The following is an 18,952-nucleotide window of genomic DNA, read 5'->3' as shown; positions in this document are numbered from 1 at the left end:
CATTGCTGTCAGAACAGGTGGGCGTTGATCCACAGGTGCACCAGCACGCTGGCGATATAACCCAGCAACAGCACCGGCATCCAACGCAAGTGCCCCATGAAGGTGTAGTGGCCACGCGCGGCGCCCATCAGCGCCACCCCGGCGGCGCTGCCGATCGACAGCAAGCTGCCGCCGACGCCAGCGGTCAAGGTGATCAGCAGCCATTGGCCATGGGACATCTCTGGCGACATGGTCAGCACCGCAAACATAATCGGAATGTTGTCCACCACTGCCGACATCAGCCCCAACACCACGTTGGCCATGGTGGCATTGCCGCCGTCGTAGAGCGCGCTCGAGAGCAGCGACAGGTAGCCCATGAAACCCAGCCCGCCGACGCACAACACCACGCCGTAGAAGAACAGCAAGGTGTCCCACTCGGCACGCGCAATGGGATCGAACACGTTGAACGGCACCACACCACCGAGCCGCTTGAGCGTTTCCGCATCGCCGTTGTGCTCCGCGCGGGCGCGTTTGCGCGCCAGCGAGGACGGCAGCGTCTTGCGCAGGAAATAACCGAAAAATTGCAGCAACCCAAGCCCGGTGATCATGCCCAGCACCGGCGGCAGTCCCAGCAGGCTGTGGCCAATGATCGCCAGTGCAATGGTGACCAAGAACAGCAGCGCAATGCGAAACGCGCCCCGCTTCAGCTCCACCTCCTCGTTCATCGCCGACGGCGTGCCCCGCTCAACGAACAACGACATCACCAGCGCCGGCACCAGGAAATTCACCAACGACGGCAGGAACAGCACGAAGAATTCGTTGAACTGAATTTTTTGTGCTTGCCACACCATCAGCGTGGTGATGTCGCCAAACGGACTGAAAGCACCGCCAGCGTTGGCCGCCACCACGATGTTGACGCAACAGAGATTGATGAAGCTGCGATGGCCGTCCGCCACCTTTACGACCACCGCGCACATCAGCAGCGCCGTGGTCATGTTGTCGGCAATCGGTGAAATGCAGAACGCCAGCGCGCCGGTGAGCCAGAACAGGGTGCGGTAGTTGAAACCTTTGCGCACCATCCAAGCGCGTAGGCCATCGAACAAACGCCGCTCTTCCATGGCGTTGATATAGGTCATCGCCACCAGCAGGAACAGCATCAATTCGGCAAATTCCAACAGGGTTTCGCGGAACGCTGCTTCGGAAATTTCCGCCATGCCGGCCTGGGTGTAATAACCGCCGATCATGAACCAGATGATGCCGGCCGCCACCAGCACCGGTTTCGATTTTCGCAGCTGCAGCTTTTCTTCCAGCATCACCAACAGGTAGGCCAGCGTGAACACCACTAGCGTCACATAGCCAATCGAGGATCGGGTGAGATCGAGCGCAGCGTCCTGCGCGTGGGCGGGCATGGCGCCCAGGGACAATACGGCAATCAGGCACAGCAGGCTGCGTTGCAGCCAGGGTGAGCGGTGGTCCATAGCAGCGTCTCGCACGGGTCTTTGAAGGCGGCGACCGGCCGCCGGACACAGTGCTCCGGCGACCGCAGCTGTGATCGCCGCAGTACGCTGACGCAGCGTAGCACGCGTCCCGCAGCGTCAACAGACGACTGCGGCCAAGGTATAAGCTATGACAACAGCGCAACCAACGCGGGGGTTTCAGCGCTTAATAATGCCCGCCGCCAGCACTGCGCCGAGGCAGGCCAGCACCATCGCCAGCGCTTCGCCCCAATGCAGCGCTTCACCCAGCAGCGGCACCGCCGCTACGCCGGACAACACCGGCACCAGCGCCATCAACGCACCCATGCCGCTGGCACCCAGTCCCATCACACCGCGCAGGTAGCACAGCATCGCGACCACGGTGGCAATGACGCCCTGGTAGAACCCTTGCAGCAGGAGATCCGGCCATGGCGCGGCCGCCAGTTGCTGCGGCAACCACAACAGGTACACCGGCAAAAACATTAACGCGGTCAGGTAAGCGGTGGTGATGGCACCCGTCCAAGGCGGCACCTGCCAGCGCCGCACTAGCACCGTGTACAGCGACCAGCACACCACCGCCACCAGCAGCCAGGCGTCGCCGAGCCAATGGCCGTCGCCGTCTTGGTTGCTCAGCATCAATGCGCCTGCTGCGGCGATCAGCAGCAGGCCGATACTGCGCACCCGCGACAGCCGCTCACCCAGCAGCAGGAAACAAAACAGCGCCGCACCGAATGGAATCAGGCCAGGCAGCATCACGCCGGCATGAATCGCGGAGGTGTATTTGAACCCGAGGTAGACGGTGACGCTGTAGCCGATACCGCCAGTGAGTGCCAACGCCAGTCCGCGCCAGTTAAGCCACAGCCGATCACGGCGCAGGAACGGCAACAGCACCAGCGCCCCGACGCCGTAGCGCAGCGCGATGGTGTCGTAGGGGGTCAGCACACTGATACCGCCGAGGCGCGATACCAGTACGAAGCCGGACCAACAGCAAACGGCCAGCAACGCGGCCACCAGGCCTTGGCGGGGAGTAACGGAGGGCAAGGCAGCCATGGCAGGCTCCGGACAGCGGCAAAGACGGCAGCTTAGCAAAGCCGCGCCGCACTGCCCGCAACAGACTGGTGATGGCGGGTATTCGTGTGGTCAATGAGGTGGCCGGAGCGGCTGCTCCCGGCACCGGGCCGGGAGCATAAACCGCTGACTCAGGCTGGCGGCATGCGGTGCTGCCACGGCTGCGCTTGTTCCAGCTGCGCGGCCAGTTGCAGCAGCAGTCCTTCGTCGCCGTGTTGGCCGGCAAACTGCACCCCGAGCGGCACGCCGTCGGTGCCGGTATGCAGCGGCACCGACATCGCCGGCACCCCGGTCAGGTTCATCAGTTGAGTGAACGGCGTGAAGCTGAGGTTCTCACGCGCCATGGTGTCGAGCACCCCGGAGCGCAGCACCGCCCGCGATGCCCCGACCTTGATCATGGTACGCGATGCCAGCTGCTGCCACGCCGGCGTCGCCAGCTCGCCAATGCGCGCCGCGGGATGCGCCACGGTGGGCGTCAGCCACAGATCAAAACGCTGCAGGAATTCGGCATAGCGCAGTTGGTATTGTTGGCGCCGGAACTCGCCTTCCACCAATTCGTTGGCGCGCAGGCTGCGGCCAAAGGCAGCCATCACCAAGGTGTCCGGCTCGAAGCCGCTGTCCTTACAGCCGGTGCCGGCGCGCACTTGGTCAACGGTGGCCGCGCATTGGGCGAACCACAGTTGCAGCCAATCGCCCATCATCTGCATGCCGTCGATATCCGGTTCCGCCGGCACCACCTCATGCCCCAGCCCTTGCAGGATCGATACGGTATTTTCCACCGCCGCCACCGCATCTGCGTGCACCGGGGTATCGAGCGGCGAGCGCAGGCTGAAAGCAATGCGCAACTTGCCTGGTGAGCGCTGCAGCTGCGCCAGGTAAGAGTGCTCCGGCGCCGCCAGCCGCACCCCGGCCCCCGGTTCCCAGCCATGACTGGCATCCAGCACGGCGGCGCTATCACGCACCGAGCGGGTGAGCACGTGGTTCACCGCTAAGGCGCCGATATTGCCCTTGAAATACGGCCCCCACGGGGTGCGCCCGAAACCGGGTTTAAGTCCGAACAGACCGGTGTAGGCCGCTGGAATGCGGATCGAGCCACCGCCATCATTGGCCCCGGCAATCGGCACCACGCCCGCGGCCACCATCGCTGCTGAACCCCCGGACGAGCCGCCCGGTGTACGGGTGCGGTTCCAGGGGTTGCGGGTGGCGCCCCACGCCACGGGCTCGGTGACGCCCTTGGCGCCGAACTCCGGCGAGTTGGTGCGCCCGAACGGCACCAGCCCGGCGGCTTCCCAGCGCTGCACGATGGTGGCGTCTTGGGTTTCCACATGGCCGCTGTTTTTCAGCGCGGCGTTGCCGCTGGTGTGGGCGACGCCGGCCATTTCCTGGGACAAGTCTTTGACCAGCATCGGCACCCCACCCAACACGCCACCGGGGGTGACCCTGCGAGCACGTTCGCGCGCCCGCTCGTAAGCCGGAATCACCAGCGCATTGAGCTCCGGGTTCACCGCCTCCGCCCGCTCGATGGCAAGCTCCAGCAGTTCACTGGCGGTCACGTCACCGCGGGCGACCAACTCGGCCAACCCGACGCCGTCAAATCCACGGTATTCATCAAAACGCATGGCATCATCCCTTTGTCATTTTCTGGATTGCGCGCGGCAGCGGCCCTTGAGGGCCCCGCCGCTTGCTCATACTAGGCGGCCCGGTACGTCCGTTCATGCCAATATCCCTGCACGCACGTCCAGCCGCTTGCTGCTTATGACCGGCCTCGCGCTGATTCTGCTTAGCCGCGTACTGACGGACAGCCGCCCTCAACATCGCTGCACGCGAAACCAAGCCGGCCATGCTGGTCAGCGTGGCGCAACGCCGCCAGAATGCGGTCAACTTGCCCAGACGTCCGGCAACGAGGATACCGGCGCCGCACCGGATGCCACCGCGACCGCCACCGACGCGGCGCGGCGCGCTATTACGACCAGCCACACTCTGGTCCGCTCGCGCCACACGGTGGGCGGCACGAGCGGCCGCAAGCAGCACGGCTCCTCCTCCGTTACCCAGGTACCGCCCATGGATTTGCCTGCCACGCCACTTTCGCAACAGCTGGCTGCCCTGCCGCTGGCCGAGCTCAAGCAGCTGTTTCACCACGCCCAACAGCAGTGCCGCGTCCTGCGCCAAAACCGGCCGCGCACCACCGAGGCGCAGCCAGCGTGGCTGGCCGAACTGGAGCACTGGCAGCGACTGCGCCGGCTCTACCAGGACGCCATCCAGCAACGCATGGAGGCCGCCAAGGCCGCGCTGGAAACAGCCGAAGGCGCCAGTCTGGCCGAACTCAAACGCGCCGCTGCCGACGTCGCCCTGGCACTGGCGCATCACCGCCGCGCTAAGGTCACCGACGCCACCTTGGATGCCAACGGCGGCATCGAAGCGCAACTGGAGCAGGATTTGAGGGCGGCCAGCCAACGTATCGGCCACGCCCTCACCCGCCATGGCCTGAGAGACACCGACTGATACTCCACCACGCCCTCGTTTCGGCACCCCAAAAACCAGTGTGCTGAATCACCAGGGCCTGCTCGCTGGGGGTCCGCCACGCTGATAATGCGAGTCGGTTGCTGCCAGTGCCATGGACATTGGTTGGGAAGTCTTGCAGTCGCCACAGCGGCGGCGGACCGCTGGCGCTACTGGGTGACGGCAACGCCGCGCTCATCGGTGTCCCACCTGCGCGGGCACCACCGCTACTCACACCGCTATGGCGGCGGGTCAGCGGCGCTGAGTTGGCCATTCTGGCGGTAAACAATGCTGCGGCGACGTCCGCTAGAACCGCTTCAGCCGCCGTCTGGGCACGGCGAGGCATGTCACTCCTACGGCCGCCACACAGCGGCTACGTGCGCCGTTGAAGACCGCGTGAACGGCGGCACAAACAGCGACACCCACCTCCGCCTGCAACACCCCACGGCACGACCGGCACACACCAGCAGTGTGACCAACTGGGCAATTTGGCCGCGCTGCACCGTTGTTCCCTATTTATTGCACGCTTGGTTGCGGCAATGGGCGCTCGAGCTTCCACAGGAGACGCACTGATGCACGCTTCCCGTTTCGTTACCTCCGCGTTATTGGTCGCGATGGCCGGCGCCGGTGGCTGGGCGTTGGCCCACTGGTCTGCTGCCATCCAACCCCCACCGCTCTCCGCCGTCTCCGCGCCGGCGGAGAGCGCCACCGATACCCCGGCGGCTACCATCGCCCACGCACCAGCGCCGTCGGCGCCAGCTATCGCCGCCCGCCCCTCGACTCCGGCCATATCGTCTCCCAGCGCGCCAGCACTACCGCGCTATGCCACCGTCACCCGCGTGACCCCGGTGGAGCGCAGTGAATGGGTACCAGAACAAGTATGTGAATGGGTGGCGCCCGCGCCCCGCGACCCGAACCGCATTACCGGCAGCGTGCTGGGGGCGGCAGTGGGCGGCGTGGTCGGCCATCAGTTCGGCGGCGGCCGGGGTAAGGATGTGGCCACCGTGGCCGGGGCGATCGCCGGGGGTATGGCCGGCCGCGCGCTGCAACAGCAACGCCAAGCGAACCAAAGCGCGGTGCAGCAATGTCACACTACCCAGCGCGAGCAGAAAGTGGTGGACCACTACCTGGTGCAGTGGGAGTGGGCCGGCCGCCGTGGCAGCTTAACCATGGATCGCGATCCCGGCGCCCAACTGCCGGTACGTCATGGCAAGGTGGTGGCCGGCTAAGCGAGTTGCCCAGTAATGCAGACGGCCGCATCACTGCGGCCGTGTTGTGTAAAGTGGCTGTGGTAGCGGAGGAGGCACGCCGCCGGTCAGCGCGGCTGCTGTGCGCGCGACACTCTCAAGCCCTGGGCCAGCACCTGCCGCACCAGCGCCTGCAGCGCCGCCAACGACGCCACCACCGCTTTGGGTTGATGCGGATGGCGCATGGAGCCGGGGAAAATGGTGTCGAGCCAGCGCTGGTCCCACCCGGCACCGTTATAGAACACCGGCGTCACCCCGGCTTCACTGGCGGCGACCACGTCGGTGGTGCTGTCACCCAGATACCAACAGCCTTCCAGTTCCAGCAGGCTGTCACCGTCGCCGAGATTCACCAGCGCCTGCAGCAACATGTCGGGCGCTGGCTTGCGGCGCCAACCGTCGTCTCCGCACACCAACGTATCGAACAACGGCCACCAGCGGCCACCTTCGAGGCCGTCCAACTCGGCTTCCAAAAAGGCGCGGCGGCGGTTGCTGATGAGCCCCAGTTTCAACCCCAGCGCGCGCAACGCACTGAGCTGCTCGTAAGCATCTGCCTCCATCGGCTCCACCGATTCCAGGTGCGTCTGGTAAGCACTGTCAAACGCGGCGTGGGCGCGCGACTTGGCGTCCTCGTCACTGCCGAACAGCACTTCGAAAATATCGGTACGGGAAATCTTGCGGTCGTCACGGATGCGCGGGTGCAGCTTGCGATGCTGACGCACCCAAGCCACCAGCCGGGCGTCCTCGCTGCTGCGCGACTGCTCCGGCGGCACCAGGTGATCAAGCAGGCCCAGCGCCTCCAGCTGCGGCAGCACTTCATCCAGTGCGTGGTACATGGCCGCGCGGGTGTTGACCAACGTGCCGTGCCAGTCCAGCAGCAGCACGCGGGGGGACTCCTGGGGCAATTGCAGGATGCTCATGGGGCGCTCCAGAACAACGTGAAGGTGATGCCGGTTCGACCGGCCAGCGCGGCAAAAGTGCGGTCGCTACTGCTATACTCCCGCGCCCCCCATTGCACCGCTGCGGCGGGCGTCAGTACAGGCAGGCAGGTCATGAATCGGGCGAAACGCACAGAAATCTTCCAGCGGTTGCGGGCTGAGAACCCCCACCCTACCACCGAGCTGGAATACAGCACCCCGTTCGAGCTGTTGATCGCCGTGATCCTGTCTGCCCAAGCCACCGACGTCGGTGTCAACAAGGCCACCGCCAAACTCTATCCGGTGGCCAATACGCCGCAGGCTATTTACGACCTCGGCGTCGAGGGGTTGAAGCAGTACATCAAAACCATCGGCCTGTTCAATTCCAAGGCCGAAAACGTGATCAAGACCTGCCGCATGCTGATCGACCTGCACGATGGCGAAGTGCCGCGCGAGCGCGCGGCGCTGGAAGCGCTGCCCGGCGTCGGCCGCAAAACCGCCAACGTGGTACTCAACACTGCGTTTGGCGAACCCACCATCGCAGTGGATACCCACATCTTCCGGGTCTCCAACCGCACGCGTCTGGCGCCGGGCAAAAACGTCAACGAAGTGGAGCAGCGTCTGCTGCGGGTGATCCCGGAAGAATTCCTCAAGGACGCCCATCACTGGCTGATTCTGCACGGCCGCTACACCTGCATGGCGCGCAAGCCGCGCTGCGGCAGCTGCCTGATCGAAGACCTGTGCGAACTGCCGCTGAGCCAGCGCCCGGACTACTGATCAATCAAGATATTTTCATAATGTGAAAAAATGTTGACGCCGATAAATCAGCGTCCACACCGCTCACGCTGCCAAATCTGAACGGAACGGCCGTCATAGAGCGCCTAATCCGAGCATTTGGCGCAAAAAACGATCAAAAATCGGACTTTTGTTTCATTACGGTGTCTTTTAACAAATTTTTTACATCTATTTGCTCTTCACACTACCTTCACATCTTTGAATTGTGTTCAAAAGCGCTACCATGGCCCTCCTGTGATATTCCCCGAGGAGCCCAAGGTGAGGTCTCGATCGTTTTCCCACTCGCAACTGCTCGCACTGATGGACGCTTCGGACGTGATCGAAGCGGACGGCAGTGGGCTGAAAGTCGGGGCGCTGCCCAACGGCGACTTCCTCAAGGTGTTCCGCCGCAAGAAATGGCTCAGCCGAGACATGTTCACGCTGCCGGCGGTGCGCTTTGCACGCCACTGTGAACTACTCCACGAGCGCGGCATCCCTGCCCCGCGCATCCGCGACACCCTTGTGCTCAATGACAGCAACCAGATGTCTGCGGTGACTTATCGCCCGGTAGCTGGCCGCACCCTGCGTCAGGCCTTGGCCGCTGGCGATGTCAGCGAACGGCGCATGGCCGAGCTGGGCCAGTTCATCGCCCGCCTGCACGATGAGGGGCTCTACTTCCGCTCCATCCACCCCGGCAACATCATTCTGTGCGACAGCGGCATCGGCCTGATCGACGTGCTCGACATGCGCGTACGCGGCTGGCCGCTCACTCGAGGTGAACGCCAGCGCAACTGGCGGCATTTCTTCCGTACCCGTGAAGACCACCCACACCTGGACAACGGTCTGTTGGCGGCACTGATGGCCGGTTACAACCACCGCAACGAATTGCCAGTGACCGATTTTGATTGGGAGCAAGGCGTGCGCCTGTAATCCGCCCGCCTCCGGTTGCGCCCACCAAAAAGCCCGGCATTTGCCGGGCTTTTTGGTGTCTGGCGATCAGGCCAGGATCGGTGCTTCGTCCTCCGCCACCGGCGGCTCACTTTCGATGCTCTGCGAGAACGCTTCCACCTGCGCGGCCACATCCTTCACTTCATCAAAACGCGCCACATGGAACAGTGCATCGCCTTCGTTAACCAGCGGCAGGTTGTTGCGGCCAATGAGGATGCCGGAGTACGGCGCGATCACGTCACGTTCGTCGGTGCCAAACGGGCTGCTGATGCGACCTAGCAACTGCCCCGGCCGCACCCGCGCCCCGAGCGCCACCAGCGGCCGGAACACGCCGTCGTCCTCGGCCCGCACCCAGCTAGAACTGTTAGCCACCGCCGGCTGCACCATAGGTTCCGGCTGCCGGCGCCGGGTGAGCATGCCGAGATCACGCATCACCGCCACCACGCCACGCACGCCAACGCGGATCGAGGTTTCGTCGAACCGCAGCGCCTCGCCGGCCTCATAGGTGATCACCGGGATATTCTGCGCCTCGGCCACTTCTCGCAGTGTGCCCTCGCGCAGCACTGAGTTGATCACGACCGGCACGCCAAAGGCGCGCGCCATGGCGGCGGTGTCCGGGCTGTCCAGATTGGCGCGGATCTGCGGCAAGTTCGAGCGGTGGATGGCGCCGGTGTGCAAGTCGATGGCATGGGTGGCGCGGTCGAGGATGCGCGACTTCAGCAGGTGCGCCATGCGCGCGCCGAGGCTGCCGGTTTCAGAGCCGGGGAAGCAGCGGTTGAGATCGCGCCGGTCCGGCAGATAACGGGACTTGTGGATGAAGCCAAACACGTTCACCACCGGCACCGCCACCAACGTACCGTGCATACGTTTAAGTCCGCCGAGCGTCAGCAGCCGGCGAATCACTTCGACGCCATTGAGTTCGTCGCCATGGATGGCGGCACACACCAGCAATACCGGGCCTGGCCGGCGGCCATGGACAATGTGTACCGGGATGCTCAGTGCGGTGCGGGTGTACAGATGGGCCGCAGGCATTTCTACCACCGCCCGCTGCCCCGGGCGCACGCTCACCCCTTCGAATTCAAATGGCGCCAGACTCATCCCTTGGTTCCCTTGGTGGCAGTACGGTTCGGCCGCGCCTCGCGCTCGAGGAAGCGGATGATCAACGCTGCCACGTCCTTGCCGGTGGCCGCTTCAATGCCTTGCAACCCCGGTGAGGAGTTCACCTCCATCACCAGCGGCCCATGATTGGAGCGCAAAATGTCCACGCCCGCCACATTCAAACCCATGATTCGCGCCGCGCGCACGGCGGTGGCGCGTTCTTCCGGGGTGATGCGGATCAGTGACGCGGTGCCCCCCCGGTGCAGGTTGGAACGGAACTCCCCGTCCTTGGCCTGGCGTTTCATCGCCGCCACCACCTTGCCATCCACTACGAAACAGCGAATGTCGGCGCCGCCGGCTTCCTTGATGTATTCCTGCACCATGATGTTGGCGGACATGCCCATGAAGGCTTCGATCACCGACTCCGCCGCCTGGCGGGTTTCCGCCAGCACCACGCCGATGCCCTGGGTGCCTTCCAGCAGTTTGATCACCAACGGCGCGCCGCCAACCATGTTGATCAGATCGGGGATGTCATCCGGGGCGTTGGCAAAGCCGGTCACCGGCAGGCCCACGCCTTTGCGCGCCATCAATTGCAACGAGCGCAATTTGTCGCGCGAACGGGTGATCGCCACTGATTCGTTAACCGGGAACACACCCATCATTTCAAACTGGCGCAGCACCGCGCAGCCGTAGAACGTAATCGAGGCGCCGATGCGTGGGATCACCGCATCAAAGCCTTCCAGCTTCTTACCGCGGTAATGGATCTCCGGATTGTGAGCCACCATGCTCATATAGCAGCGCAGGGTGTCGATGACATGCATCTCATGGCCCATGGCTTCGCCGGCTTCGACCAGACGACGGGTGGAATACAGCCGCGGGTTACGCGACAGAATGGCAATTTTCATGACTGCTCACTTTGGCTCCCGACGGGAACCCAACAGAAAAGAAGCCGACGGATCGACCACGATGTGTGCCATCGCAGTGCGTCCTAGCAGCATGCGAAAGCGCATGCTGTCACGGTCGGTAAGCGTGATTTCGATCGGCCAGCACTGATCGCCGAGCTGTACCGGGGTGCGGATCACCCAGCGCAATTCACGGTGGCCGCCGGAGTCGGTGACGGTGCGTTGATCCACCACCGCCGCCTCGCAGGTGACCTCTCGCTCAGTGTCCTGCTGGCAGGGGTGAATGCGAAAACGCACCCAAGGCTGGCCGTCCCGCTCGAACGGCAGCACTTCAAATGCGTGCAGCGCAGAAGTCCGAGCGCCGGTATCCACCTTCACTTTGATGCGGTCGATACCCAGCTCCGGCAGCGCCACCCATTCGCGCCAGCCCACCGTCAACGGCCCGCTCATGGCTGCGCCTGCAGCACTTCGATGCGGTAGCCGTCCGGGTCTTCAATGAACGCCAGCACCCGGCCACCGTGGCGCATCGGCCCCGGCTCGCGCACTACCTTGGCGCCCAGCGCGCGCATGCGTTCGCAGTCGGCCACCACATCATCCACCTCGATGGCAATGTGGCCGTAGCCGTCGCCCAAGTCGTAGCGATCGGTATCCCAGTTCCAGGTCAGTTCCAGCACCGCGCCCTCCGACTCTGGCTGGTAGCCGAGAAACGCTAAGCTGTAACGCCCGCCTTCACTGTCACGGGTACGCAGCAGCGTCATGCCCAGCACCTCGGTATAAAAACGGATGGAACGCTCCAGGTTGCCGACACGCAACATGGTATGCAGCAGTCGCATGGCGATGCTCCCTCATCAACAGGACCCACAACACCACACCTGCGCAGTATGCCGCGCAGGCATGACAAAAAAATTCAGGCAATCGAATTTTGCAATCCGCCGGGCGGCGGTACGGCCGGAGGGAATCCGGCCGCAGGAACCCCGTCGCCAGACACGGCGACAGGGTTCACAGGCGGGATCAGCTCAGCTTGCGACCGGCGCGCGCAGCAATGCGCAGACGCAGAGCGTTGAGCTTGATAAAGCCGGCAGCGTCTTTCTGATCGTAAGCACCAGCGTCGTCATCGAAGGTCGCGATGCTGGCGTCGAACAGGCTGTCGTCGGAACGACGGCCGACGACGATCACGTTGCCTTTGTAGAGCTTCACGCGCACGTCGCCGTTGACCGGCTCTTGGGTGGCGTCGATCAGCTTCTGCAGCGCCAGACGCTCCGGCGACCACCAGTAACCGTTGTAGACCAGTTCGGCGTACTTCGGCATCAGGCTGTCTTTCAGGTGCGCGGACTCGCGGTCCAGCGTCAGCGATTCGATGGCGCGGTGGGCGCGCAGCATGATGGTGCCGCCTGGGGTTTCGTAGCAGCCGCGGGACTTCATGCCAACGTAGCGGTTCTCGACGATATCGAGACGGCCAACGCCGTGCTTGCCACCGATGCGATTCAGTTCTTCCAGCACCGTGGCCGGGCTCATGGCTTCACCGTTGATGGCAACGATGTCGCCCTGAGCGTAGGTCAGGGTGATGTACTCGGCTTCGTTCGGGGCCGCTTCCGGGCTCACCGACCAACGCCACATTTCTTCTTCCGCTTCCGCCCACGGATCTTCCAGGATGCCGCCCTCGTAGGAGATGTGCAGCAGGTTAGCGTCCATGGAGTACGGCGATTTAGTACCGGCTTTCTTGAAATCCACCGGGATGTCGTGCTCTGCGGCGTAGGCCATCAGGCTTTCGCGGCTGTTCAGATCCCATTCGCGCCACGGCGCGATCACTTGCACGCCCGGCTTCAGCGCATAAGCGCCCAGCTCGAAACGCACTTGGTCGTTGCCTTTGCCGGTAGCGCCGTGGGAAATGGCATCAGCACCGGTTTCGTTGGCGATCTCGATCAGGCGCTTGGCGATCAGCGGCCGCGCGATGGAGGTCCCCAGCAGGTACTCGCCCTCGTAGATGGCGTTGGCGCGGAACATCGGATACACGAAGTCGCGCACGAACTCTTCGCGCAGGTCCTCGATGTAGATTTCCTTGATGCCCATGGCCTCGGCCTTGGCACGGGCCGGCTCTACTTCTTCACCCTGGCCGATGTCGGCGGTGAAGGTGACCACTTCGCAGTTGTAGGTTTGCTGCAGCCACTTGGCGATGACCGAGGTATCGAGGCCACCGGAGTAGGCCAGCACTACCTTCTTGATGTCCGACATGAAAACTCCGCGATGTACTGAAGGTGGGGACAATTGACGGCGCATAGTGTACTCACTCTGCGGCGGCGGCGGTACCAACCGCGCCCTGACAATCGGCACTGGATTCCGGTAGCATGGCGGCCCCCTGTGTGTGGATATCCCCATGGCCGACCAACGCTCGACCCTAGCAACCCGTTTCCGCGGCTTTCTGCCGGTAGTGGTGGATGTGGAGACCGGCGGCTTCGACGCCCACCGGGATGCGCTGCTGGAAGTGGCCGCGGTGCTACTCGACATGGACCACGACGGTCAACTGCGGCCGGTGGAGCGTGTGCACTACCACGTGGACCCGTTCGAAGGCGCCAACATCGACCAAGCGGCGCTGGATTTCACCGGCATTGATCCGTGGAACCCGCTGCGCGGCGCGGTGGCAGAAGAAGTCGCCCTGCGCGGCGTGTTCGAGGCGGTGCGCAAGGCACTGAAGAACACCCATTGCACGCGGGCGGTGCTGGTCGGTCATAACGCGTTTTTCGATCAGGGCTTCCTGAAAGCGGCGGTGGTGCGCACTGACATCAAGCGCGACCCATTCCACCCGTTCTCCTGCTTCGATACCGCCACCCTGTCCGGGTTGGTGTTCGGCCATACCGTGCTGGCCAAGGCCTGCGAGCTGGCCGGCATCCCGTTCAGCCAGAGCCAAGCCCACTCGGCGCTGTACGACGCCACCCGCACCGCAGAATTGTTCTGCACCATCGTCAACCGCTATCGCGGTTTGGGCGGCTGGCCACCGCCGGACAATCTGGCGCCGACGCTGGCGCGCAAGAGCATCGACTTCTGACCGGCGCGGCGCCCACTCAAGGCGCCGCGGTCACCGGATCTCCATGAATCAACACCTCGGCACCGGGGAACGCAGCGCGCACCCGATCACCGGCGGCGCGGATGTAGTCATGGGCCTGCTCGAACGACAACTGCCGGTCCAGCTCCACGTGGGCTTGGACAAAGTAAACCCGGCCCGACTGGCGGGTACGCAGGTCATGCAGTCCTAGCACGCCCTCGCTCTCGCGCAGCAAAGCCTCAATGCGTTGCCGAATGTCTGACGGCAACTCGCGGTCCAATAACAACTGCACCGCGTCATAGCCGAGCTTGAGCGCCGAAAGAAAGATCATCACTGCGATCACCAGTGCCACGCCGGCGTCGAACCAGACCCATCCGGCCCCCGCGACAAGGATGGCGACGATGATTGCCACGTTGGTGGCCAAGTCCGACAAATAGTGCAGTGAATCGCCGGCCACCGCCGTGGAACCGGTGCGCTTGACCACATAACGCTGGAAACTCACCAGCGCCACCGTCAGCACGATCGACAGCACCATCACCGCCACCGCCCAACCGGTGGCCTCCGGCGGCGACGGCGCACGCAACCGCTGCAGGCCCTCGGTAAACAGGAACACGGCGGAGGCGCCGATGAACAACGCCTGCGCCAAGCCTGCCAACGCTTCGGCGCTGCCGTGACCGAAGCGGTGTTCGTCATCCGGAGGCACCAGCGAATAGCGCACTGCCAGCAGCGTCATCAGCGACGCCACGCCATCCATCACTGAATCCACCAGCGACGCCAGCAGCGACACCGAGCCGCTCCACTGCCACACCACCGCTTTGGCCAGGATCAACGTCAACGCCACCAAGCTGGATGCGGTGGTGGCCGCGCGCATCAAACGCGCCCCCTGCTCCGGGGAAATAGTCTGCATCTACCCTCCTGCCCTACATCGGTTACAACCGGCGCCCATTGTTGCCCAGCACCGTCGTTACTGACAGCCGCAAGAAGTAAACAAATGGGCCGATGGCAATGACAACGCTGATCGCAATATTGATGCGTCTAGGTCGCAGGAAATTGCAGCGCAGCGCGCACTGAGCGAAGATCACGCCTGCCTCTTTTCTAGGACTCGACCATGACCGCTTCCTTCCGTGTATTGCTGTGCGCCCTGTTGGCGCTGACGCTGGCCGCCTGTGGCGAAACCAAAGCCCCTGCCGATACCGCCGCCGCGCCCTACCCTGAGGTCAAGCAGCCACGCGATCCGGAGCTGGCTGACGGGAAGGTGCTGGTGGAGCAATTCCTGTGGCTGCGCTGCGTGCACTGCTGGCACGCTGAAGAACTGGTCAATGACTGGGCCCGCGACGGCTTCGCCGACAACGTAGTGTTCCGCCGTGTGCCGGTGGTGTGGAGCCCGGCCCACGCCGAGGACGCCCGCTACATCGCGCTGGCCAACCTGCTGCTCGACAACCGCACCCTAGACTTGGCCGGCTACGGCAAGTTGCTCGAACAACTGTTCGAGATCACCTTCGTGAAGCAGCAGCCGCTGAATGAACAGACCGCCTACGAGGTGTTCCGCGCCGCGGGCCTGTACGACGACGATCCGGCGCTGTTTGTCGGCGAGTTGTCCTCGATGCTGGTGATTAGCCGCGTGGCCGAAGCCGAACACCTGACCCATCAATACGGCATTAACAGCGTGCCCAACTTCGTCACTGACGGCCGCTACTTGATCAACTTCAACGCATTGGCGGAGGGCGCGGCACCGTCGGCGTTGCTGGAGCTGATCAACGGCTACGCCGCGGCGCCGCAGCGCTAAGCTGTCCATGGAGACCACCATGCCCACCGCAGAACGCACCTGGGTCACCGACGACGGCTACCCGTTGGTGACCCAGCACTACCTGCCACCTAACGCCCAGCCATGGGGCGCGCTGGCGGTGGGCGGGGCGCTCGGGGTGCCAACCCGCCTCTACCGGCATCTGGCCGAGTACTTGGCGCAGGCTGGGCTGCTGGTGGTGACGTTCCATTATCGCGGCACCGAAAGCGACACTGCCGCTCGCGAGCGCATCCGCATGGCCGACTGGGGCCGGCGCGACATCGACGCGGTACTGCGCCATCTGCGCAACGAGAACCCGGCACTGCCACAGTTCTATCTTGGCCACAGTATCGGTGGGCAGTTGCTGGGATTGGCGCCGGCGGCGGCGGCCCTACGCGCCACCGTGATGGTGGGCGCCTCGTTCCCGAACTGGCGGTTCTGGCCGCTGCCGACGCGAGTGCAAATGGCGGCGCTGTTCAATGCCGTGCTGCCAGCGGCCGCGCGCTTGCCCAGCTTCCCCGGCGCGCGCTTGGGACTGGGTCCAGCACCCTTGCCGGGCCGAGCGATTCAAGATTGGTGCCGCTGGTGCACCAGCGACGGCTACCTGCTCAATCCGCGTTTCGAACTGCATGCAGAGCAGCGCTATGCGGCGCTCGACTGGCCGCTGATCAGCTATCACTTCAGTGATGACAAACTGGTGCCGATGCCGGCATTGGAAGCGCTTTACCGGGCCTATGCCGGTGCAGCCTTGCACCGCCGCCACCTCACTCCCACCCACGGCAGTATTGGCCACATGGGCTTCTTCCACCCCACGCAGGGGGCGGAATACTGGCCGGGTCTGGTCAAGGATTTGCGCCGCTGGGCGCAGGATTAACGGCGCGGCAACACCGTCAGCGGATCAATCGGTTTGCCGTCGCGGCGCACTTCAAATAACAGCTGGGTGCGGAAGGTACCACTGGAACCCATGGTCGCCACCTGCTGCCCCGATTGAATGCTGTCCCCTTCTTTCACCAACACATCATCGGTGTGGGCGTAAGCCGACAGCCAACGGGCGTTGTGCTTGATGATCAGCAGGTTGCCATAACCGGTGAGCGCATTGCCGCGGTACACCACCACGCCGGCGGCGGCCGCGCGCACCGGCTCGCCTTCACGGCCGGCCAGCGTGATGCCCTTGGGGCCAGCCCGCTGCGCTGAAAATCCTGACAGCACTTGGCCAGGCACCGGCCAACGCCATGCCACATCGGCGACTTGGCTGGGACTCGGTGCCGGCCGGGGTGCTGGCGCCGGTGTTGGCGCTGGAGCTGGAGCGGGCGTGGGTGTTGAGCGAGGGGCTGGCGTCGGAGCCGGCGTCGGGCGCGGTGTTGGGGCCGGGCGGGCGCCCGGCACACTGCGATCGAGATGGATGCGTTGACCAGGATGGATGGTGTAGGGCGCGGCAATGCCGTTGGCGGCCGCCAGTTCGCGATAATCCCAGCCGTAACGCCAAGCAATCGAGAACAGCGTATCGCCCTTCTTCACCGTATGGTTGCCGCGCGTGACTTGCGGCGGCTTTGGTCCGCGCGGCCCGCCCACCTGGTATTCCACCACCGGGGCGGCCCCGGTGGCACAACCGGAAAATAGCAGGGTGACGCATAACAGGCCGGCGCAGACGCCTCTCAAAGTCAGCTCCTTGCGGACCCGTCGCCACGCACACCGGCAAAGCGGTTCAGCAGCAATACCGCCGCCACGCCAACCGCCGCCGCCAGCAGCGCCAGCGGCCACTGGGCTGACAGCCCCGTCAGCGCGCTGTATTGGGCCGGCAACACGTACACCACATTGGCACCCTGCGGCACCTGCCACGGCCACAACACCACCAAGGTGCCGCCCATGAAGCCCACCAGCAGGCACATGATTGAGTCATGCCAACGCGCCAGCAACCAGCGCAACAGGTGCACGAAACTCAGCAGCCCAGTGGCGCAGCCGGCGGCGAAGCAAAAGATGATCCACAGGTTGAAATCCTTTACCGCCGCCAGCACCGGTGCGTACATGCCGAGAATCACCAGAATGAAACTGCCGGAAATGCCCGGCAAGATCATGGCGCAGATCGCCATCGCGCCGGACAGGAAATAGATCCACGGAGTGGGTTCAATGCCGGACACGCGCGGCAGCGAAATCACCCCAAAACCCACCAGCACACCGGCCACGAACAGCAGCCAGTTGCGCATCCGATCCCAAGGAATCGGCCGCAACAACACAAAAATGCTGGCGACGATCAAACCGAGGAAAAACGACCACAGCGGCACCGGGTGCGCGACGATCAGGTGGCTGACCAACTGCGCCAGCAGCACGATCGCCGACAGGATGCCAGCCAGCAGCGACACCAAAAAACCGAGATTACCGGCGCGCCAGGCGGCTGCGAAGCCTTGCTCGCGCCACACCCGCAGCAACGCCGGCGACAGCCCGCTGAGGGTGCGGATCAGTTCTTCATAAACGCCTACCACCAGCGCAATGGTGCCGCCAGACACGCCGGGCACCACATCGGCGGCGCCCATGGCCATGCCGCGCAAATACACACCGAGCCATCGGCTCATCGCAATACTCCACGTTGAAACGGAACGAAGCGCACCGGGTCCAGCCGCTGCACCTGGAATTCATCGCCGCAGCGATCCACTACCGTCAGCCATTGCGCGGCGCCGTCTCCCACCGGCATTACCAGCCGGCCGCCGTCGGCCAATTGCGCCAGCAGGTCATCGGGAATATCAGCACGTGCGCACGCCGCCAGAATGCCGTCGAAAGGCGCCGCATCCGGCCAGCCGAGGCCGCCGTCGGCGTGACGCAGTTGGACCCGTGGCAACAGACCAAGTTCAGACAGCCGCCGCCGCGCCAGTTCCTGCAACGGGCGAATGCGCTCCACCGACCAGATCTGCCGCGCCACACCGGCCAGCACCGCGGTCTGGTAACCGCTGCCGGTGCCCACTTCCAGCACCCGCTCCGGCAGCGCCCGCGCCACCAGCAACTCCGTCATGCGCGCCACCACCCACGGCTGGGAAATGGTCTGGCCATGGCCGATCGGCAGCGCGGTGTCGTCATAGGCTTGGTGCGCCAAGGCCTCGTCGATGAACAGATGACGCGGGGTGGTACGGATGATTTCCAGCACCCGCTCGTCTGCCACGCCCTGCTCCCGCAGACGGCCGATCAGCCGCTCGCGGGTCCGAGCGGAAGTCATGCCGATACCTGCGCGATTCA

The 18,952-nt window shown here is 64.3% G+C and carries 20 protein-coding genes; 7 read left to right on the top strand and 13 right to left on the bottom strand.

Annotated features, from left to right (window positions below; all coding sequences use genetic code 11):
• Window positions 1-8: 8 nt before the first annotated feature.
• The 3 genes from nhaD to AB5I84_RS05045 all read right to left on the bottom strand — a co-directional run bounded on the left by nhaD (window position 9) and on the right by AB5I84_RS05045 (window position 4,141).
• Entirely contained in the window at window positions 9-1,457 is a 1,449-nt protein-coding gene (nhaD, locus tag AB5I84_RS05055; RefSeq protein ID WP_439650188.1) for a sodium:proton antiporter NhaD, read from the bottom strand.
• Window positions 1,458-1,634: 177 nt separating this feature from the next.
• A complete protein-coding gene (locus tag AB5I84_RS05050; RefSeq protein ID WP_369454768.1) occupies window positions 1,635-2,504 on the bottom strand; it encodes a DMT family transporter in 870 nt (289 codons plus the stop codon).
• Between the two features lie 149 nt (window positions 2,505-2,653).
• Window positions 2,654-4,141: an amidase gene (locus AB5I84_RS05045; RefSeq protein ID WP_369454767.1), complete on the bottom strand. Its 1,488-nt coding sequence runs from the start codon at window positions 4,139-4,141 to the stop codon at window positions 2,654-2,656.
• A 442-nt stretch (window positions 4,142-4,583) separates the two neighbouring features.
• On the opposite strand from AB5I84_RS05045, the gene AB5I84_RS05040 reads away from it, so the two are divergent.
• Together AB5I84_RS05040 and AB5I84_RS05035 are read left to right on the top strand one after the other, a co-directional pair.
• Window positions 4,584-5,024: a hypothetical protein gene (locus tag AB5I84_RS05040; RefSeq protein WP_369454766.1), complete on the top strand. Its 441-nt coding sequence runs from the start codon at window positions 4,584-4,586 to the stop codon at window positions 5,022-5,024.
• A gap of 569 nt (window positions 5,025-5,593) precedes the next feature.
• Entirely contained in the window at window positions 5,594-6,250 is a 657-nt protein-coding gene (locus AB5I84_RS05035; RefSeq protein WP_369454765.1) for a glycine zipper 2TM domain-containing protein, read from the top strand.
• 86 nt (window positions 6,251-6,336) lie between these two features.
• Here the strand turns inward: AB5I84_RS05035 and AB5I84_RS05030 are convergent, their stop codons facing one another.
• A complete protein-coding gene (locus AB5I84_RS05030) occupies window positions 6,337-7,185 on the bottom strand; it encodes an HAD family hydrolase (protein ID WP_369454764.1) in 849 nt (282 codons plus the stop codon).
• Between the two features lie 132 nt (window positions 7,186-7,317).
• Here AB5I84_RS05030 and nth point away from each other — a divergent pair, with 132 nt between their 5' ends.
• On the top strand, window positions 7,318-7,959 hold the full coding sequence (nth, locus tag AB5I84_RS05025) for an endonuclease III (protein WP_369454763.1): 642 nt from the start codon (window positions 7,318-7,320) through the stop codon (window positions 7,957-7,959).
• A 276-nt stretch (window positions 7,960-8,235) separates the two neighbouring features.
• The gene (locus AB5I84_RS05020) at window positions 8,236-8,886 is read left to right on the top strand and encodes a BUD32 family EKC/KEOPS complex subunit (RefSeq protein WP_369454762.1); all 651 of its coding nucleotides are present in this window, start codon (window positions 8,236-8,238) and stop codon (window positions 8,884-8,886) included.
• A 66-nt stretch (window positions 8,887-8,952) separates the two neighbouring features.
• On the opposite strand, the gene AB5I84_RS05015 is transcribed toward AB5I84_RS05020, so the two are convergent.
• The 5 genes from AB5I84_RS05015 to AB5I84_RS04995 all read right to left on the bottom strand — a co-directional run bounded on the left by AB5I84_RS05015 (window position 8,953) and on the right by AB5I84_RS04995 (window position 13,136).
• Window positions 8,953-10,002 (bottom strand): succinylglutamate desuccinylase/aspartoacylase family protein, encoded by a 1,050-nt coding sequence (locus AB5I84_RS05015; RefSeq protein ID WP_369454761.1) that lies wholly within the window; start codon window positions 10,000-10,002, stop codon window positions 8,953-8,955.
• Window positions 9,999-10,907 (bottom strand): 30S ribosomal protein S6--L-glutamate ligase, encoded by a 909-nt coding sequence (rimK, locus tag AB5I84_RS05010; protein WP_369454760.1) that lies wholly within the window; start codon window positions 10,905-10,907, stop codon window positions 9,999-10,001. Before rimK ends, AB5I84_RS05015 begins: the two co-directional genes overlap by 4 nt.
• 6 nt (window positions 10,908-10,913) lie before the next feature.
• Entirely contained in the window at window positions 10,914-11,354 is a 441-nt protein-coding gene (locus tag AB5I84_RS05005) for an ATP-dependent zinc protease family protein (RefSeq protein ID WP_369454759.1), read from the bottom strand.
• Window positions 11,351-11,737, bottom strand: coding sequence for a lactoylglutathione lyase (gloA, locus tag AB5I84_RS05000; protein ID WP_369454758.1), 387 nt, complete (start codon window positions 11,735-11,737; stop codon window positions 11,351-11,353). Before gloA ends, AB5I84_RS05005 begins: the two co-directional genes overlap by 4 nt.
• Window positions 11,738-11,915: 178 nt before the next feature.
• Window positions 11,916-13,136 carry an argininosuccinate synthase gene (locus AB5I84_RS04995; RefSeq protein ID WP_369454757.1) on the bottom strand — a complete coding sequence of 407 codons (1,221 nt, stop codon included), beginning with the start codon at window positions 13,134-13,136 and terminating at the stop codon, window positions 11,916-11,918.
• Window positions 13,137-13,278: 142 nt separating this feature from the next.
• On the opposite strand from AB5I84_RS04995, the gene rnt reads away from it, so the two are divergent.
• Complete coding sequence (gene rnt / locus AB5I84_RS04990; RefSeq protein ID WP_369454756.1) at window positions 13,279-13,947, top strand: ribonuclease T; 669 nt, start codon at window positions 13,279-13,281, stop codon at window positions 13,945-13,947.
• Between the two features lie 16 nt (window positions 13,948-13,963).
• Here the strand turns inward: rnt and AB5I84_RS04985 are convergent, their stop codons facing one another.
• On the bottom strand, window positions 13,964-14,851 hold the full coding sequence (locus AB5I84_RS04985) for a cation diffusion facilitator family transporter (protein ID WP_369454755.1): 888 nt from the start codon (window positions 14,849-14,851) through the stop codon (window positions 13,964-13,966).
• 201 nt (window positions 14,852-15,052) lie between these two features.
• Between AB5I84_RS04985 and AB5I84_RS04980 the strand changes: the two genes are divergently transcribed.
• A complete protein-coding gene (locus AB5I84_RS04980; protein WP_369454754.1) occupies window positions 15,053-15,730 on the top strand; it encodes a thioredoxin domain-containing protein in 678 nt (225 codons plus the stop codon).
• 19 nt (window positions 15,731-15,749) lie between these two features.
• Window positions 15,750-16,601, top strand: a complete 852-nt coding sequence (locus AB5I84_RS04975) for an alpha/beta hydrolase family protein (RefSeq protein WP_369454753.1) — start codon at window positions 15,750-15,752, stop codon at window positions 16,599-16,601.
• Here AB5I84_RS04975 and AB5I84_RS04970 read toward each other — a convergent pair.
• From AB5I84_RS04970 to AB5I84_RS04960, 3 genes are read right to left on the bottom strand one after another with little or no spacing between them, the layout of a single operon-like run.
• On the bottom strand, window positions 16,598-17,386 hold the full coding sequence (locus AB5I84_RS04970; protein WP_369454752.1) for a peptidoglycan DD-metalloendopeptidase family protein: 789 nt from the start codon (window positions 17,384-17,386) through the stop codon (window positions 16,598-16,600). The two genes, AB5I84_RS04975 and AB5I84_RS04970, sit on opposite strands and share 4 nt — an antisense overlap.
• Window positions 17,387-17,388: 2 nt before the next feature.
• Window positions 17,389-18,297, bottom strand: a complete 909-nt coding sequence (locus tag AB5I84_RS04965; protein ID WP_369454751.1) for a DUF368 domain-containing protein — start codon at window positions 18,295-18,297, stop codon at window positions 17,389-17,391.
• The gene (locus tag AB5I84_RS04960; RefSeq protein WP_369454750.1) at window positions 18,294-18,932 is read right to left on the bottom strand and encodes a protein-L-isoaspartate(D-aspartate) O-methyltransferase; all 639 of its coding nucleotides are present in this window, start codon (window positions 18,930-18,932) and stop codon (window positions 18,294-18,296) included. The genes AB5I84_RS04965 and AB5I84_RS04960 overlap by 4 nt, the downstream gene beginning before the upstream one ends.
• Between the last annotated feature and the right edge of the window lie 20 nt (window positions 18,933-18,952).

This window comes from Alcanivorax sp. REN37 (genome assembly GCF_041102775.1).
GTDB lineage: Bacteria > Pseudomonadota > Gammaproteobacteria > Pseudomonadales > Alcanivoracaceae > Isoalcanivorax > Isoalcanivorax beigongshangi.
Note: the sequence above shows the minus strand (reverse complement) of the source record. Positions and strands in the feature narration are given on the sequence as shown.

Bases quoted from the DNA above. Each gene is read 5' to 3' on its own strand.
- rimK (WP_369454760.1), bottom strand. From the start codon at position 10,907: ATGAAAATTGCCATTCTGTCGCGTAACCCGCGGCTGTATTCCACCCGT.
- AB5I84_RS05005 (WP_369454759.1), bottom strand. From the start codon at position 11,354: ATGAGCGGGCCGTTGACGGTGGGCTGGCGCGAATGGGTGGCGCTGCCG.
- nhaD (WP_439650188.1), bottom strand. From the start codon at position 1,457: ATGGACCACCGCTCACCCTGGCTGCAACGCAGCCTGCTGTGCCTGATT.
- AB5I84_RS05040 (WP_369454766.1), top strand. From the start codon at position 4,584: ATGGATTTGCCTGCCACGCCACTTTCGCAACAGCTGGCTGCCCTGCCG.
- rnt (WP_369454756.1), top strand. From the start codon at position 13,279: ATGGCCGACCAACGCTCGACCCTAGCAACCCGTTTCCGCGGCTTTCTG.
- AB5I84_RS05035 (WP_369454765.1), top strand. From the start codon at position 5,594: ATGCACGCTTCCCGTTTCGTTACCTCCGCGTTATTGGTCGCGATGGCC.
- AB5I84_RS04995 (WP_369454757.1), bottom strand. From the start codon at position 13,136: ATGTCGGACATCAAGAAGGTAGTGCTGGCCTACTCCGGTGGCCTCGAT.
- AB5I84_RS05015 (WP_369454761.1), bottom strand. From the start codon at position 10,002: ATGAGTCTGGCGCCATTTGAATTCGAAGGGGTGAGCGTGCGCCCGGGG.
- AB5I84_RS04975 (WP_369454753.1), top strand. From the start codon at position 15,750: ATGCCCACCGCAGAACGCACCTGGGTCACCGACGACGGCTACCCGTTG.
- AB5I84_RS04960 (WP_369454750.1), bottom strand. From the start codon at position 18,932: ATGACTTCCGCTCGGACCCGCGAGCGGCTGATCGGCCGTCTGCGGGAG.
- gloA (WP_369454758.1), bottom strand. From the start codon at position 11,737: ATGCGACTGCTGCATACCATGTTGCGTGTCGGCAACCTGGAGCGTTCC.
- AB5I84_RS05030 (WP_369454764.1), bottom strand. From the start codon at position 7,185: ATGAGCATCCTGCAATTGCCCCAGGAGTCCCCCCGCGTGCTGCTGCTG.
- AB5I84_RS04980 (WP_369454754.1), top strand. From the start codon at position 15,053: ATGACCGCTTCCTTCCGTGTATTGCTGTGCGCCCTGTTGGCGCTGACG.
- nth (WP_369454763.1), top strand. From the start codon at position 7,318: ATGAATCGGGCGAAACGCACAGAAATCTTCCAGCGGTTGCGGGCTGAG.
- AB5I84_RS04985 (WP_369454755.1), bottom strand. From the start codon at position 14,851: ATGCAGACTATTTCCCCGGAGCAGGGGGCGCGTTTGATGCGCGCGGCC.
- AB5I84_RS05050 (WP_369454768.1), bottom strand. From the start codon at position 2,504: ATGGCTGCCTTGCCCTCCGTTACTCCCCGCCAAGGCCTGGTGGCCGCG.
- AB5I84_RS04965 (WP_369454751.1), bottom strand. From the start codon at position 18,297: ATGAGCCGATGGCTCGGTGTGTATTTGCGCGGCATGGCCATGGGCGCC.
- AB5I84_RS05045 (WP_369454767.1), bottom strand. From the start codon at position 4,141: ATGCGTTTTGATGAATACCGTGGATTTGACGGCGTCGGGTTGGCCGAG.